At 55.3% G+C, this 15,025-nt stretch carries 16 protein-coding genes; 14 read left to right on the plus strand and 2 right to left on the minus strand.

Annotated elements, in window-relative coordinates:
- The first annotated feature begins 26 nt into the window (after window positions 1-26).
- The gene (locus tag ETC00_RS00245; protein ID WP_371808859.1) at window positions 27-230 is read left to right on the plus strand and encodes a hypothetical protein; all 204 of its coding nucleotides are present in this window, start codon (window positions 27-29) and stop codon (window positions 228-230) included.
- Between the two features lie 71 nt (window positions 231-301).
- Here ETC00_RS00245 and ETC00_RS00250 read toward each other — a convergent pair whose 3' ends face one another.
- A complete protein-coding gene (locus ETC00_RS00250) occupies window positions 302-673 on the minus strand; it encodes a hypothetical protein (protein WP_171563927.1) in 372 nt (123 codons plus the stop codon).
- Window positions 674-941: 268 nt separating this feature from the next.
- Here ETC00_RS00250 and ETC00_RS00255 point away from each other — a divergent pair, with 268 nt between their 5' ends.
- From ETC00_RS00255 to ETC00_RS00280, 6 genes are all read left to right on the plus strand, one after another.
- A complete protein-coding gene (locus tag ETC00_RS00255; RefSeq protein ID WP_171563928.1) occupies window positions 942-2,438 on the plus strand; it encodes a peptidoglycan DD-metalloendopeptidase family protein in 1,497 nt (498 codons plus the stop codon).
- A gap of 160 nt (window positions 2,439-2,598) precedes the next feature.
- Entirely contained in the window at window positions 2,599-3,306 is a 708-nt protein-coding gene (gene yycF / locus ETC00_RS00260) for a response regulator YycF (protein ID WP_171563929.1), read from the plus strand.
- A complete protein-coding gene (gene walK, locus ETC00_RS00265) occupies window positions 3,303-5,132 on the plus strand; it encodes a cell wall metabolism sensor histidine kinase WalK (RefSeq protein WP_171563930.1) in 1,830 nt (609 codons plus the stop codon). Before yycF ends, walK begins: the two co-directional genes overlap by 4 nt.
- Window positions 5,129-6,511 (plus strand): YycH family regulatory protein, encoded by a 1,383-nt coding sequence (locus ETC00_RS00270; RefSeq protein ID WP_171563931.1) that lies wholly within the window; start codon window positions 5,129-5,131, stop codon window positions 6,509-6,511. The genes walK and ETC00_RS00270 overlap by 4 nt, the downstream gene beginning before the upstream one ends.
- Window positions 6,498-7,274, plus strand: coding sequence for a two-component system regulatory protein YycI (locus tag ETC00_RS00275; protein WP_171563932.1), 777 nt, complete (start codon window positions 6,498-6,500; stop codon window positions 7,272-7,274). Before ETC00_RS00270 ends, ETC00_RS00275 begins: the two co-directional genes overlap by 14 nt.
- Before the next feature lie 53 nt (window positions 7,275-7,327).
- A complete protein-coding gene (locus tag ETC00_RS00280; RefSeq protein WP_171563933.1) occupies window positions 7,328-8,116 on the plus strand; it encodes an MBL fold metallo-hydrolase in 789 nt (262 codons plus the stop codon).
- A gap of 37 nt (window positions 8,117-8,153) precedes the next feature.
- On the opposite strand, the gene ETC00_RS00285 is transcribed toward ETC00_RS00280, so the two are convergent.
- Complete coding sequence (locus tag ETC00_RS00285; RefSeq protein ID WP_171563934.1) at window positions 8,154-8,366, minus strand: hypothetical protein; 213 nt, start codon at window positions 8,364-8,366, stop codon at window positions 8,154-8,156.
- Between the two features lie 231 nt (window positions 8,367-8,597).
- Here ETC00_RS00285 and ETC00_RS00290 point away from each other — a divergent pair, with 231 nt between their 5' ends.
- From ETC00_RS00290 to ETC00_RS00320, 7 genes are all read left to right on the plus strand, one after another.
- A complete protein-coding gene (locus tag ETC00_RS00290) occupies window positions 8,598-9,818 on the plus strand; it encodes a S1C family serine protease (RefSeq protein ID WP_171563935.1) in 1,221 nt (406 codons plus the stop codon).
- Between the two features lie 253 nt (window positions 9,819-10,071).
- Window positions 10,072-11,514 carry a cardiolipin synthase gene (cls, locus tag ETC00_RS00295; RefSeq protein WP_171563936.1) on the plus strand — a complete coding sequence of 481 codons (1,443 nt, stop codon included), beginning with the start codon at window positions 10,072-10,074 and terminating at the stop codon, window positions 11,512-11,514.
- Between the two features lie 165 nt (window positions 11,515-11,679).
- On the plus strand, window positions 11,680-11,949 hold the full coding sequence (locus tag ETC00_RS00300) for a CxxH/CxxC protein (protein WP_171563937.1): 270 nt from the start codon (window positions 11,680-11,682) through the stop codon (window positions 11,947-11,949).
- Window positions 11,950-11,952: 3 nt separating this feature from the next.
- A complete protein-coding gene (gene rlmH, locus ETC00_RS00305; RefSeq protein ID WP_171563938.1) occupies window positions 11,953-12,432 on the plus strand; it encodes a 23S rRNA (pseudouridine(1915)-N(3))-methyltransferase RlmH in 480 nt (159 codons plus the stop codon).
- 58 nt (window positions 12,433-12,490) lie between these two features.
- The gene (locus ETC00_RS00310) at window positions 12,491-13,477 is read left to right on the plus strand and encodes a sigma-70 family RNA polymerase sigma factor (RefSeq protein WP_304415549.1); all 987 of its coding nucleotides are present in this window, start codon (window positions 12,491-12,493) and stop codon (window positions 13,475-13,477) included.
- Window positions 13,478-13,551: 74 nt separating this feature from the next.
- Window positions 13,552-13,977, plus strand: coding sequence for an SRPBCC family protein (locus ETC00_RS00315; RefSeq protein WP_171563940.1), 426 nt, complete (start codon window positions 13,552-13,554; stop codon window positions 13,975-13,977).
- A 294-nt stretch (window positions 13,978-14,271) separates the two neighbouring features.
- Complete coding sequence (locus ETC00_RS00320; RefSeq protein WP_171563941.1) at window positions 14,272-14,844, plus strand: delta-aminolevulinic acid dehydratase; 573 nt, start codon at window positions 14,272-14,274, stop codon at window positions 14,842-14,844.
- Window positions 14,845-15,025: the final 181 nt, after the last annotated feature.

The raw sequence follows: 15,025 nt of genomic DNA on the forward strand, positions 1-15,025 counted from the left end.
AAGGGAAAAATGAGGTGGTCGCGATGATGGGATTTGATCAAAAGGCAATGAAACTCCTGGGCAAGAACGTCCAGGTGAAAATGTTCAACGGCTGCGTCATCAAAGGAACCATGACTCATTTTGACAACGGGTATCTCTGCTTCATCACCACATACAAACAGCGGGATGAAGGGAAAACGACGATTCGCCGCCTGGCGCTGAAGGACATCACGTCGATGGTCGAGGTGTGACGTCCCGATGCGTATAAACATACAGCCACCTGCCCAATGAGAGGGAAGGTGGCTTCATTTGCGTTATACGGCTAGACCATGCCGCCGCAGGCGCGGATGATGTCGGTCGCTTCGTCGCCCCGTTCTTCCGGCACGACAGCAGTGAGCAGGATGCTGGCTTCCAGATCGTCGTCGCCGCGGTCGGCCATACCGCTCGCATCCGGGTTGGCCGCTGCCAGAATGCTGGCGTCACGGCCGCTGGGAAAATCGCCTGCCATGGTCATCTTTGCCAGACTGGGGATTTCTCCGGTAATCGGATTGAGAACGTTTTCCACGCCATCGCCGGGAAACTGACCGATCCTGTCGATCTGAACGATGTCGAAACCAGCCTGACGAAGTTTGTCGCGTGCCTGAACAGCCGCTTCCTCGGTCTTGAAACCGGCCAAAATGTTGCGTTCCTTCACGTGTGCTGCTCCTCTCAACGTTTTCTAAGTGAGCACTGCCGCTCTGGTATCCATATGATTCCTGTTAGTCGGTGCGTTTATTCGACAATATTTTACACTTGATGTTGTCGTTATTTTTGTGGTAAAGTCGACATAGTTGGTTTCTTTAGGCAATTTGACAGGCAACTGGAAACATGAGGATAGGCTTTTTGACCTGGTCGGTATTTTTCAAATATTCGGCAAGTACCGGTGCTTGGAAAAGCTGCACTGTTTTCAGGAGGGACAAGGTATGCAATGGGCCGAATGGAAGGCCAAGCTGCTGAAGCGGATGAGCGGCCTCATCCAGAACGGCAGTAAACTGGCAAAGAGCGCGGCGACACGCACAAACGCGTATCTCCGCACCCATAAAAAGCAAACCCTGTCCATCGCGGCAGGATTGCTCCTTACAACTACAATTGGATTATCAGCCTACGGTTACTATACGAGCAACGTCATCACGCTCTATCACGTGAGTGTAGACGGACAGGAAATCGGCGTGGTGAACAGTCCGGACGTGGTGAACAACTGGCTCAAGGCCAAGCTGGCGGAAGAAGAGGACAAGCATGGCCTGAACCTAAAACTTTCCAATTACATAACGTTTACGGAAGAAAAGGTATTCAAAGGCACATACGACAATGCCGCGGCGATTGAGAAACTGGCCGATGTTGCCGGCGTCCAGGTGGAAGCGGTCAAGCTGGTCGTTGACGGCAAAGTGGTCGGCTACGCCGCTGATCGCGAATCGGCGGAGGAAGCGCTGGCCAAGGTGAAGGAAAAGTTCTCCGGCATTCCCGCCTTGAGAGGAAAGCAAGCGATGGTTGCGGCCGCGTCCATGCCGTTGGCGGCGCCTGAAAAGGTCAAGGAAGTGACGTTCAAGGAAGACGTGAAGCTGGAAAGCGACTCGGTGGCGGCGGCGCAGGTGCTTCCGGTGGACGAGCTGGAAGTACTGCTCTCCAAAGGCACGTTGAAAACCGTCACCCATACCGTTGTGCCGGGTGATTGCATCGGCTGCATCGCGCAGAAGTACGGCATCACTTCCAAGGACATTTACGCCAACAACCCGGGGATTACGGAAGACACCGTGCTCCAGTTGGGGCAAAAGATCAACGTGACAGCACTCCGTCCCCTGGTCACCGTACAGGTAAAGGAGGAAGTCTCGCAAAAAGAGGCGATCCCCTTCACTACGCAGATCAAAAACAACGACAAGCTGCCCAAAGGGGAAACCAGAGTGGTCCAGGCAGGACGCGACGGCAGCAAGCTGGTCAGCTACGAAGTGATCAAGGAGAACGGACAGGTGGTTAACCGCAGGGTGCTCAACCAGCAGGTGCTGGTCCAGCCCGTGGCCAAAATTGTGGAACGGGGCACCAAGGTGATACCGTCACGTGGGACAGGCCGTTTTACCTGGCCGGCCAGAGGCCGTATCAGCAGCGGCTTTGGCATGCGCTGGGGCAAACTGCACAAAGGTATCGACATCGCAGGTTCCGGTACGATCCGGGCGGCCGACAACGGCCGAGTCGTATTTGCCGGATGGGATGGCGATTACGGCAAATGCATTCTGATCGACCACGGAAACGGGATGAAGACCCGCTACGGCCACTTGAGCTCCATCAGTGTAAAGGTGGGCCAAGTGGTAGAACAGGGCAAAGCGATCGGCGTTATGGGCTCTACCGGAGATTCCACCGGGGTACACCTCCATTTCGAGGTGATAAAAGGTGGACAAGTTCAAAACCCGTTGCGTTTCCTGAATTAGCACATCCATTGCAAAAAAGGGCGTTCCTCCGAAAATGGAGGAGCCCTTTTCTTGTTGTGAAGGGGCATCCGTAAACAGCGGGTGACAACGATTACCAGGCGCTTGTGGAGGAAAAACGCGAGATCGAGTGGAATCCAATAGAAAGAAGGGGGGAGCGGAAATGGCAAAACTCCTGGTTGTGGACGATGAAAAACCGATTGCCGATATATTGAAGTTTACGTTTGAAAAAGAAGGTTATCAGGTGGTCTGCGCCTATGACGGCGAAGAAGCGCTGTTGCAGGTGGAAAACGAAAAGCCGGACCTGATCCTTTTGGATGTGATGCTCCCCGGCCGGGACGGGATGGACGTCTGCAGGGTGGTGCGGCAAACCTGCGACGTGCCAATTATCATGCTCACGGCCAAAGATTCAGAGCTGGACAAGGTGCTGGGATTGGAGCTGGGGGCGGACGATTACGTGACCAAGCCGTTCAGCGCGCGGGAACTGGTCGCCCGCGTCAAGGCCCACCTCCGCCGGCAGAAACCAAAAAACGAGGAGCAGGAAATCCGCCAGATCCGCGTGCACGAGCTGGAGATCGACCTGTATTCGTACACGGTGGAGAAGGCAGGAGAGCCGCTGGACCTGACGCATCGCGAGTTCGAACTGCTCGCATACCTGGCGCGCCATCAGGGACAGGTCTTGACGAGGGAGCACCTGCTGCAGTCGGTATGGGGATTTGACTACTTTGGCGATGTGCGCACCGTCGACGTGACGATTCGCCGGCTGCGCGAAAAAATTGAGGACGATCCCAGCCAACCGAAGTACATCATTACGCGGCGCGGTCTGGGGTACACCATGCGCAATCCGGGTCTGGGAGGAACGGCCGGATGAGACCGCTCCGGCTGTTTACCACGGTCCAGTGGAAAGTGGTCGTCATCTACATGCTGTTGATCTTGATGGCCATGCAGTTTATCGGCGCCTATTTTGCGCGGCAAGTGGAGAGCTACTACCTCAACAACTTCTCGGAGACGGTAAATGCCCAGGCCAGTTTGCTGGCCACCCATCTGGAGGGCTACCTGCGCCCGCGCGACGCCAAGGAACAAAGCGCCGAAGAAGTCAGGCAGGGCATCGACAATTTGATCAACAACCTGGTGAAACTGAACGGAACCAACGTCCAGGTCATCGACTCCAGCGGCACGGTGATCAGCACGACGGAAGACAAGCGCATCCTCGGTCGGCGCACGTCCCAGCCGGAAGTGACGATCGCGCTGTTGGGCACGCGCAGCGAGTCGATGCGGATCGACCCGCGGACCGGAGACCGGGTAAAGATGCTGGTGCTTCCGGTCAAGGGAGACAACATCGTGTACGGGGCCGTGTACATGGTCGCTTCCATGGAAGGCACGTACATGACGATTCGCAAGATGAACGGGATTCTCGCCTCGGGGACGATGATCGCGCTGCTTTTGACGGCCGGATTGGGCGTGGTACTGGCTCGGACGATAACGACGCCGGTCAAGGAGATGACTCGCCAGGCGCGAGCCGTCGCGGACGGTGATTTTAACAGAAACGTACGCGTGTACAGTGAAGATGAAATCGGTCAGCTGGGCATGGCCTTTAACCACATGACCCGGCGGCTGAAGGAGGCCATCCTGCAGCAGGAAGAAGAGCGCGAGAAGCTGGCCAGCATTCTCACCAACATGTCAGACGGTGTGATCGCGGCCAACAGGGATGGGCAGATCATTCTGCTAAACCGATCGGCCGAAGAAATGCTGCAGGTGACGATGAACGAGTGCGTGCAAAAAGGGACGACCCTGCACAACCTTCTGCGGCTGCCGCCGGAGGAAGAGATGCCGCTGTACGCTCAAAACGAACCGCTGTTTATTGAGATGGTGCTGCCCAACAAGGATGTGCTGATTCTGCGCGTGACGTTTACCCCGCTGCAGCATGACAGCGGCAAAAAGGGCGGGATTATCGCCGTGCTGCAGGACGTGACCGAACAGCAGCGGTTGGAGCAGCAGCGCCGGGAATTTGTGGCCAACGTGTCGCACGAACTGCGCACGCCGTTGACCACGATCAAAAGCTACGTGGAAGCGCTCTTGGACGGAGCGGTCGAGGAGCCGGAGCTGTCCAACCGCTTTTTGCGGGTCACGATGTCGGAGACGGAACGGATGATCCGGCTCGTCAACGATTTGCTTCAGCTTTCCCGCTTTGATTCGCAGGGCGTCCGTCTGCACTGCAAGGATGTGGATGCCAACCAACTGCTGCGCTACGCGGTGGACCGTATTTCCCTGTTTGGCGAGCAGCAGGGTGTGCAGCTCAGCCTGGACATCCAGGAAACGCTGCCCGAGGTATACATCGACAAGGACGCGATCAATCAGGTGCTGGACAACCTGCTGTCCAATGCGATCAAGTACACGCCCGCAGGCGGCTCGGTGGTGCTGCGGGCATACGCCAACCGGCATCAAAAACGGGTGTACATCTCAATCGCTGACACCGGCATCGGCATTCCCAGCCGGGATTTGAAGCGCATTTTTGAGCGGTTTTACCGCGTCGACAAGGCGCGTTCGCGCGGACAGGGCGGAACCGGGCTCGGCCTTGCGATCGCCCGCGAACTGGTGCAGGCGCACGGAGCTGAGATTGAGATAACGAGCGAGTTGAATCAAGGAACCACGGTGACGTTCTGGGTGCCATATGCCAAAGGGGGGAAGGCGGGATGAAAAAGTGGAAGGAACCCGCCAAAACCGTGCTGCTCAACCTCCTGGTGCTGACCAGCTTTTGTTTGACCGCGCTGTTGTGGAGCAATCAGCCCAAGTTACAATTTATCGAGCCGGCCCAGTACAAGGAGTCAAAGCCGGTCCGGGAAAAACAATTGGAAGAGCTGGTGACGCCGGAGTCAGTCATTTTCCACTACGGGCAGAACCGGCACACAAAGGCGAACGCGACGGACGGGCAGTATCGCATCATCGTTCAAATGGAAATGCCCAAGTGGATCTTCCTCGACTTCGCTTCGTATCCACTCACGGCAGACAAATGGAGCACAATTGCCCGGGAAAAGCAGGGCGTGGAGATTCGCTTTCGAAGCAGCGTTCCCATGTCCGTCGTAGGCCGTTTGGTGACGATCCGCGATGAGAACGAAACCAGGCTGAAAAGCATCGACCGTTTGTGGCTGTATTACGAGGAACTGGAAGATGTCGTGTACGCCCTGTTCATTTCCACGGAAGAAGAGCGGGTGATGCGGGCGCGCACGTCAATCAGTCCCAAGGATTTGCGCCAGTCTTACCTGCCGACCGGCAACGCGATGCCGGAACAGATCATGAAAATGGTCGGGCCGCCGCGCAACTTGCCTGCGGTGGAGCAGCAATATGCTCTCGGTGACATGTACTATCTGCCCAAAAACCGGACGAGGATGCAGGCGTTTCGCTACAGCTACCATACGTTGACCAACGACCAGCTGATTGACGCCTACTTCCTCGACCGGACGCTGGTCCGCCAAATCATGGAGCGGGACAAAACACTGATTTTTACCGACGGCAGCCGCTCGATCCAGCTGCGTTCCGAACAGCAGGCAATCACCTTTACCGACCCTGTCTTTCAACCGAGCGATCAGGAACTGTCGGATGAGGAAAAGGTCAAAGGGGCGGTTTCATTTATCAACAAACACGTGGGCTGGACAGGCGACTTTCACTTCGAGACAATCAAAAGGAGCTACAACGAAAAAGACGTGATCACGTTCCGGCAGTACGTCGGCGCCTATCCGCTGGTCAGTCAGGACGGTTATCCAATCGACGTGATCCGCATCACCTCGGAGGCGGGGCAGGTGGTGACGCTGGATCGTTCGCTGCTCGGCCTGGAGCGCTACATCGACAACCACGAGTGGATTGTGATGTCCGGACCGGAGATGTTTCAGTATATCCGCGACAAACAGCTGGCGGATACCGAACAGATTACCAACGCGTACCTGGCGTACGAGACCCGAACGACTCCCGATTACGTCGAATTGACGCCAGTCTGGGTCGTGGAGATCGCCAATCGGGCCAATCTGTACATTCCCGCCCGGGTGCAGCGGGGAGGAGGACAGGTACATGGATTGGAGTAGAGCCAAAACCATTTTGATTTGGGCCTTTCTTCTCCTCGATCTGTTTCTCGGCTACCAGGTGTACCAGACCCGGTTCAGCCATTGGCAGAGCCCGTTGGCGGTGCAGGCGGACAGATGGGACATCGAGATGTATCTGAATCAGCAAAATATCTCGCTGGAAGCGGACGTGCCGCAGGAGACGCCGGCGATGACATATCTTAACGCAGAGTACGCTGGCATCAATGCAATCGGTTTGCAGGAAATACCTGGGATACAGGTGACGATGGAAAAAATGGCGCTGGCTGCTCGTCTGGACCCGCCGCTGCAGATCCGCGGACAGTTCACGCCGGGCGAGTTGCTGCGTCAGCTCGGCCCGCGCATGCTGTACGCCGACCAATACACGGCCGATCTGTATCAATCAAGCCAGGGACGGCTGTTGTACTGGCAGACCTACAAGAAGCTGCCGCTCTTTGTGGCTCCGTTGGAAATCTACCTGGAGGACGGCGCGGTCCTCGGGTACCGGCAAACTTACTTAAACCTGCGCAGCCAGGGGGCGTCCCGGCAGGTCATATCGCCGTACACAGCCATCCGCTCACTGGTGGACAAGCGGATCATTACCCCGGGTGAGCGGATCGAGAGCGTCCGTCTTGGATACTACGGTTCGTACGATGCGGACGTCCAGGTGCTCGCCCCGGTGTGGCGCATCATCCACGACGGCAAGCAGCATTTTGTCAATGCGTTTACCGGCGCGCTGGAACGGCCGCTGGTGACGTCCAAATCGTGAGTGACAGCTTTTGCATTTTTGCAACGTGACGTGTGAAGGAAGAGGGATATGCAGTGAGATTCAGTGTTTTGGCAAGCGGCAGCACGGGCAACGCCATCTACGTGGCGACCGACCGTGTTTCCGTGTTGATTGATGTGGGCATTACCGGAAAACAGACAGAGGCGGCCTTGCGGGAGATCGGGGTCAATCCGGGTGAGCTGGATGCCATTCTGGTTACCCACGAGCATGTGGACCATATCAAAGGCATTGGCGTGATGGCCCGCCGCTACAATCTGCCCATTTATGCCAACCAAAAGACGTGGGCCGAACTGGACAAACAGATCGGCACCATCCGGGAAGACCAAAGGTGCTACTTTGAAGTAGGGGAAAAGAAGGAACTGGAGGATTTGGGGATCGAGTCGTTCGGCATTTCCCACGACGCCGCCGAACCGATGGGGTTTTGCTTTTACCACGGCGGAAAAAAACTGAGTATCGCCACTGACCTGGGCTATGTCAGTGATCGGATCAAGCAGACGATTCGCGACGCGGACGCTTACATCTTTGAAGCGAACCACGATGTGGAGATGCTGCGCATGTCGCAGTATCCGTGGAGCATCAAACAGCGGATTTTAAGCGACGTGGGGCATCTCTCCAACGAGGCGGCCGGCGAGGCGCTGGGAGACTTTTTGAGCGGCCGTGCGGAGCGAGTCTACCTCGCCCACCTGAGCAAGGAAAACAACATGATCGATCTGGCGCGGCTCACGGTGAAAAGCGTCCTGGAGGAGCGGGGACTGAAAGTGGGCGACGACGTCCATCTGCGGGAGACCTACCCCGACCGGCCGACCCGATTGGAAGTGCTGTAGACACGCATAGTAACGAATGAGCCGATATTGGCGTGACTCACGGTTCTTGAGGAGCGGGGGAGAGCCGGACGATTTGTTGGATGCGGTGGTGCAGTTTGGCGTCCAACTCGTGCATGCTGCCGATCAGCTCGTCCTTGTTCAGCAGACCCTTGGACTCCAGCAGGTCCACCAACGCGTGCAGCAATAGCGCGTTCTGGTATCCTACATCCTGCAGGTCAGCCAGTTTGGCGATGACGTTTACGTCTTTCATGCCTATCAATCCTTTCTCGCAGCTCTGGGATTTCTCTGTGGAAAGTGTTACCTCCAGCATATCCGCGCCGCTTGCGATTTATGCCGGTTTTACGGTGTCGTTCCACAATCTTTCCATAATTCTCACGCGACTTTGCCGAAAACAGATCGTATACTGAAAGTGTCGCAATCGTATGTATACGTAGGCAAAAAAGCCGCTAAGCTAGTAAGTAGAGAAAGGAGAGCGAGAACCATGGGTTTTTATGATGATATAGCGCATGTGGAGCGTAAAAAGCGGAAGCCGGCGGGGCTCGGGCGGCTGATCATGACGTCGATCACCTCGGCTGTGATCGGCGGGATGGTCGTCCTCTTGATGCTCCCGACCCTCTCCAAATCGGGATACCTCTCCACAGTGGAGAAAGGCACGGCCAATGCCATGACCAATTCAGCGGCCAATCTGTTTACGCAGCCAATTTCCGTCGAGGTCAACACGGCGACGGTGCAGGCCGTGGAAAAAGTGGAAGATGCGGTCGTCGGCGTGATCAACGTCCGCCGGGTGGTCAACTGGTTCAACCAGGAGTCGCTGAAGCGCGATGAAGGATCTGGCGTTGTTTTTGAGAAAAAAGACGGCAAAGCGCACATCATTACCAACAACCACGTGATTGCCAATGCAGAAAGAGTGGAGGTCGTCCTCCCGTCCGGGGACAAGGTGGACGCAAAAGTATTGGGAGCCGACGCGTTTACAGACTTAGCCGTGCTGGAAATCGACGGCTCCAAGGTGACGAAGGTGGCGGAACTGGGCAACTCCAGCACGCTGAAAGTGGGCGAACCGGCGATCGCCATCGGCAACCCGCTTGGCATGGAGTTCTCCCGCACCGTTACACAGGGCATTATCAGTTCGCTGCAGCGCTCCATGCCGATTGACGTGGACAAGGACGGGCAGGATGACTGGGAGCTGGACGTCCTGCAGACGGACGCGGCGATCAACCCGGGGAACAGCGGCGGTGCGCTGGTCAACATCTACGGACAGGTAATCGGAATCAATACGCTGAAGATTTCCCAGGAAGGTATTGAGGGTCTGGGCTTTGCCATCCCGATCAACGACGTGAAGACGATTGTCGCCCAACTGATGCAGTACGGCCAATTGAAACGACCGTATCTGGGCATTGCGCCTTACGATTTGACCAACGTTCCTCGTTATCACTGGAAAGAGACGCTGAATCTGCCGGACAGCGTGAAAGCAGGCGTCGTCATTCGCGACGAAGTGACCAGATTCTCGCCGGCCGGTCAAGCTGGCCTGCGCATGTATGACGTCATCGTCAAGCTGGACGGCAAGGAAATCAACAACGCCGCCCAACTGCGCAAATACCTGACCCTGAACAAGAAGCCGGGTGACAAGATCGAAATCACCTACTACCGGGACGGCTTCCTGAAAACAACGACCGCCACTCTGGGCAATACGCCGGAGCGGTGACGTAGTTCCAACCGGACTGCTCAAGCAACTGCTTCCTAAAAAACCAACAGCACGTTCTTCCCTAACGGGTGTCGACCGGATCGGCACCCGTTTTGCGTGACCATCCGCTCTCCGTAGCCTGCTGCTTGTGACCAAGTGCATGCAGCACCGTACATCGTGTTACAATGAAAGAAATGTGGAGCGAAAAGGAGACACCTTTTGCCCGGTCCACGCACAGACGGGACCGCTTGAGCCAAAGGGACGGATGTGGGATATGGAACTGTTTCAACAAATCGTTTCCCTCTTGACGATTGCCAACCTGCTGCTGGCGGCGATTCTCATCTTTATGGAGAGGCGCAACATTGCCGCCACCTGGGCGTGGCTGATGGTGTTGTTGTTTTTGCCCGGCCTGGGATTCGTGTTTTACCTGCTGTTTGGACAGAAATTGACGAGGCGGAAGCTGTACAGGCTGCGCGAAGGCGAGTTTTCCCGGTTTCAGGAGGCGGTGGAGCAGCAGATGCGGCAGCTGGAAAACGGAACGCTGTCCTTTCGCGATCCGGCCATGCGCGATCATCGGGATATGATCCTGATGAATGCGGCCAGTGACGCCGCGCTGCTGTCCCAAGACAACGCCGTCGAGGTGTTTACCGACGGCAGCAGCCTGTTTGACGCGCTGTTTCAGAGTATCGGCGAAGCGCGTGACCATATCCATATTACGACCTACATCCTTCGCAATGACGAACTGGGCAGACGGCTCATCCGGGCCCTGGCCGACAAGGCGCGGCAGGGAGTGGAGGTTCGACTGCTGTACGACGCGATCGGCTCCCACTTGTCCACTCGCTTCTTCCGACCGCTGGTGAAGGAGGGCGGACAGGTGGCCGCGTTCTTCCCGTCGCGGATTCCCTACGTGAATATCTGGGTCAACTTCCGCAACCATCGGAAAATCGCCGTCATCGACGGCAGGACCGGCTTCATCGGCGGATTCAACATCGGCGACGAGTACCTGGGACTGCACAAACGGCTCGGCTACTGGCGGGACACCCATCTGAAGCTGACCGGCGGTGCCGTTCCCATGCTGCAGGCCCGCTTTTTTCTCGATTGGAACCTGTCCGCGACGCGGCGGATGGAGGAGCGGCCGCGGTACTTCCCCGAACCGATCCCGGCCGGCAGCGTGGGCGTCCAGATCGTGTCCAGCGGTCCCAATTCGGAAAAGCAGCAAATCAAGCACGGCTACCTGAAAATGATCTACAAGGCAAGAAAGCGCATCTATGTGCAGACACCTTACCTGATCCCGGACGACAGCTTGCTGACGGCCTTGAAGATGGCGGCCATGTCCGGGGTCGACGTCCGGGTCATGATCCCCGGCCGCGCCGACCACAAACTGGTTTACTGGGCGTCCCAATCCTACATCGGCGAACTGTTGAAGAGCGGCGTCCGCTGCTTCCGGTACGACAAGGGCTTCCTGCACGCCAAAATGATGGTCGTCGACGGCGAAATCGCCTCGGTCGGCAGTGCCAACCTGGACATTCGCAGCTTCAAGATCAATTTTGAGACGAATGCCTTTCTGTTTGATACGGATTTGGCCACCCATCTGGAACAGATTTTCCGTCAGGACCTGGCCGTCTGTACGGAAGTGACCTTGGAGGCGTACGAGCAGCGGCCGGTTGTCGTCCGGCTGAAAGAGTCGCTGACGCGGCTGCTGTCGCCGATTCTGTAGGAAAGGCGGGCGGGATTCCGGACCATACCTGGCGATCCGGTCGGCCCGCCTCCTTTCGCGGGGAATGGCAGAGGCGTTTTTCCGGAACGGACAGCGTCATTTGACCTTTCCTGGAACTGGGGTAGAATAAGGACGGGTAACGAACAGGAAAAGGAGCGGAAACACATGGAGCAGAAGACCAGAAACACAAACGAACAGCCTACCGCACAAACGATCCGCATCGCGGGAACAGAGGTGGAACTGCATCCGGCACACCCGGTGCGGTTTGCCTGCATGGAGCACGTCGACCAGGAGATCGACGAGTACGTGGATCAATTTGAGGCGGCGCCGGATACGTATCGGGCCGAGGAAGTGGAAGGCGGCCCCCTGGACAAGCGCTGCCGGGTGTGCGGTGCCGAGGGCAAAATTGCTCTCCTGCGCGTGAAAGGAATGTAGCCCATGAACATTACCGTGGTCGCCGTGGGCAAGCTGAAAGAAAAATACCTGCGTGAAGGAATCAATGAATACAGCAAGCGCCTCTCCGCCTACTGCAAGCTGCAGGTGGTGGAGGTGGCCGACGAAAAAGCGCCGGAAGTGCTCAGCGAAGTCGAGATGGAGCAGGTGAAGCGCAAGGAGGGCGAGCGCATCCTCGCCCAGCTCAAACCAGATCAGTACGTGATCGCGCTCGCCATCGAAGGGCAGATGTGGTCGTCCGAGAAGCTGGCCAGCGAGCTGGACCGCCTGGCCACGTACGGCAAAAGCCAGGTGGCGTTTGTCATCGGCGGCTCGCTGGGCCTCTCGCCGGAGGTGCTGAAGCGGGCGGACGTGCTGCTGTCGTTTTCCAAGATGACGTTTCCCCATCAACTGGTGCGGTTGATCCTGCTGGAGCAGGTGTATCGGGCGTATCGGATCAACCGGGGAGAGCCTTACCACAAGTAACGGAAGCGGTTACGATGAAGTAACCAGATTATCGAATGTAGCATGGACCTAGATCGTCATCAGGCAATCACTCAAAAGGAGGCCTAAGATGAACGAATCCTCACTTGATCTTGAACTCTTTGAGAAGTTAAAGCCGGAGTTGACATCGTTCTGCTATAGGATGTTGGGATCGATCGTAGACGCGGATGATGCAGTTCAGGAAACCTACATTCGCGCTTGGCGGAGTTGGGATTCATTCAGACAACAATCTTCGCGCAAAACGTGGATCTACCGCATCGCGTCAAACGTATGTATAGACAAGCTGAGGCAAGCCAAACGCCGTGCCCTTCCTGTTGACATATTTGACCCGGCTGTTTCGATCATCGAGCCTCGCGAGACGTTGCCTGAATCGTCATGGATCTGGCCTGCTCCAGATTTTGCAGGTGACCCGGAACATGTTGTGCTGCGGAAAGATACGCTTCAACTTTGCTTTCTTGCCCTTCTGCAAACACTACCTCCCCGTCAACGTGCAGTACTTATTTTGAAGGATGTATTCGAGTGGTCTGCAAGGCAGATTGCGGAGGCGCTAGGGATAACACCTGCAGCCGTTAACAGTGCCTTGCAAAGAGCGAGAGAGACGATGGACCGGGCCGAGCTTCGCTCCGAAGAGCTCTGCATGATGGATGCTGAACCGGACCAAGAGCTGCTCTCGCGGTATGTGGATGCTTTTGAACAATTTGATATTGATGCGCTGGTGGCGTTGTTTCATGAAGACGGGTGCCTGTCCATGCCGCCTTTCGAGATGTGGGTCCGCGGCAAGGACAATCTGTTCAAGTTTTTTACCGCAACTCGTTGGCATTGCGAAGGCTCCCGACTATTGCCGATTACGGTGAATGGCGGTTATCCTGCATTTGCGCAATATATGCCAAGTGACAATAAGTCCGTCCTGGTTCCCTGGGGCATTCATGTTCTGGTAATAAAAGAGGGTAAAATTTTGCACACCCAAAATTTTATTCACGCAAAATTATTTACTCGCTTTGGGCTTCCCGAACAAATACACCGATGAATTTCAGAAGCTTATTTCGTCTAATGATATGAGAAACAAAAATCCGATTCTGATGAAATGAGGTGTACGTTAAAATGGGAACCAGCAAACCAAAGAAAGCAACCGTACGGGCAGTCATTCAGGCGCCGGTGGAAAAGGTCTGGAAGTATTGGACCGAGCCGGAACACATCACGAAGTGGAATCAGGCTTCGGATGATTGGCATGCGCCAAGAGCGGAAAATGATTTGCGGGTCGGCGGCAAGTTTGTTACCAGGATGGAAGCGAAAGATGGCAGTATGGGCTTTGATTTTGGGGGAACATACGATGTCGTGAAATTACATGAGGAAATCTCATACACAATGGGGGATGGGAGAAAAGTTGAGATCATCTTCACTGCCCGAGGAAACGAAACCGAGGTCGTCGAAACGTTCGATGCGGAAGACATTCACCCCGTTGAGTATCAGCAAGAAGGCTGGCAATCGATTCTGGACAATTTTAAAAAATATACGGAAACTCACTAATATCTGCTGGCGTCCAATCGGGCGCCATTCTTTATTGCTTTGGTGTGAGACGCTGAGGCGTATCTCAAGTGATGGTATATACCGAGTTCCTGAAACGAGATTATCGAAAATTGCATCACGTATTGTCTATTGGTAAAATAAATATAAGAAATGTTAAAAAAGGAGATTTCTTCAATGAGTTTGATTCGGGATCAGATGTAACGAATAGCCTTTCGCCCCAAAGCCCGAGGACCTCCATATGATTCTACTCTATATCTTAATGCAAAAAATTGAGAGCATATGGAGGATGAAAAGATGAGTAAGCCTGTAATGAACGTAGCATTGGTATGCGGACCTGATTGCGATATGGAAGTCCACGCAATCCGAGCTACTCTGGAGTATTTTGGTGCAAGAGTGTTTACGTATTGGGTCGGCAGACCATATGATCTGATTGATATTCTGTCCGGTAAGGATCTGTATCCGAATACGGATACGATCGTTCTTTGCTTTCATGGCGAGGAAGGCCAATTGATTATGCCAGAGCTGGAAGAAAGCGTCTATGAACCAGGAGAACCCAAGGGTAACTTTGGGCCGGAGGAGATCAGACGATTTGCCAGACTGGCAGGGAAAACAGTAATCAGCACAGGGTGCTCAGCAGGAAACGTAGAGACGGCACAAGCATTTCTCGACAGCGGTTGCGAAATCTATATTGGGCCCAATGATTATCCGGATGGAAATGACGCGCTCATGTTTGTGCTGAGGCTTTTCTACGATCTCATTCAGAACAATCGAAGCGTAAAGGAAGCTTTCCAAAACGCCAAGTCTCTGGACGCGGAGATGGATATGTTTCAGCTATATGAAAACGCGCAGCAATCTGGCAGAAAATGAGACGTGTGTAGATCAATAGCTTGCCGAAGATTGCAGATAAACTCCCTCGCCGAACAATCGGCGGGGGAGTTTTATCTTGTGCCACGGGTGTAAGCAGCGCAGGTGTCGCTCGCATACATGGATAAAATTGTACGGCCCCTTGCCCAGGAGCTGTCTTCACATTGGGCAGAAAAATATGTGC

The organism is Brevibacillus sp. MCWH, from assembly GCF_013096935.1.
Classification (GTDB): domain Bacteria; phylum Bacillota; class Bacilli; order Brevibacillales; family Brevibacillaceae; genus Brevibacillus; species Brevibacillus aydinogluensis.

What these genes read in the sequence shown, in the direction of transcription:
- yycF (WP_171563929.1), top strand. Translation starts at nt 2,599, where the DNA reads ATGGCAAAACTCCTGGTTGTGGACGATGAAAAACCGATTGCCGATATA.
- ETC00_RS00285 (WP_171563934.1), bottom strand. Translation starts at nt 8,366, where the DNA reads ATGAAAGACGTAAACGTCATCGCCAAACTGGCTGACCTGCAGGATGTA.
- ETC00_RS00245 (WP_371808859.1), top strand. Translation starts at nt 27, where the DNA reads ATGGGATTTGATCAAAAGGCAATGAAACTCCTGGGCAAGAACGTCCAG.
- ETC00_RS00275 (WP_171563932.1), top strand. Translation starts at nt 6,498, where the DNA reads ATGGATTGGAGTAGAGCCAAAACCATTTTGATTTGGGCCTTTCTTCTC.
- ETC00_RS00300 (WP_171563937.1), top strand. Translation starts at nt 11,680, where the DNA reads ATGGAGCAGAAGACCAGAAACACAAACGAACAGCCTACCGCACAAACG.
- ETC00_RS00290 (WP_171563935.1), top strand. Translation starts at nt 8,598, where the DNA reads ATGGGTTTTTATGATGATATAGCGCATGTGGAGCGTAAAAAGCGGAAG.
- rlmH (WP_171563938.1), top strand. Translation starts at nt 11,953, where the DNA reads ATGAACATTACCGTGGTCGCCGTGGGCAAGCTGAAAGAAAAATACCTG.
- ETC00_RS00320 (WP_171563941.1), top strand. Translation starts at nt 14,272, where the DNA reads ATGAGTAAGCCTGTAATGAACGTAGCATTGGTATGCGGACCTGATTGC.
- ETC00_RS00315 (WP_171563940.1), top strand. Translation starts at nt 13,552, where the DNA reads ATGGGAACCAGCAAACCAAAGAAAGCAACCGTACGGGCAGTCATTCAG.
- ETC00_RS00255 (WP_171563928.1), top strand. Translation starts at nt 942, where the DNA reads ATGCAATGGGCCGAATGGAAGGCCAAGCTGCTGAAGCGGATGAGCGGC.
- ETC00_RS00270 (WP_171563931.1), top strand. Translation starts at nt 5,129, where the DNA reads ATGAAAAAGTGGAAGGAACCCGCCAAAACCGTGCTGCTCAACCTCCTG.
- cls (WP_171563936.1), top strand. Translation starts at nt 10,072, where the DNA reads ATGGAACTGTTTCAACAAATCGTTTCCCTCTTGACGATTGCCAACCTG.
- walK (WP_171563930.1), top strand. Translation starts at nt 3,303, where the DNA reads ATGAGACCGCTCCGGCTGTTTACCACGGTCCAGTGGAAAGTGGTCGTC.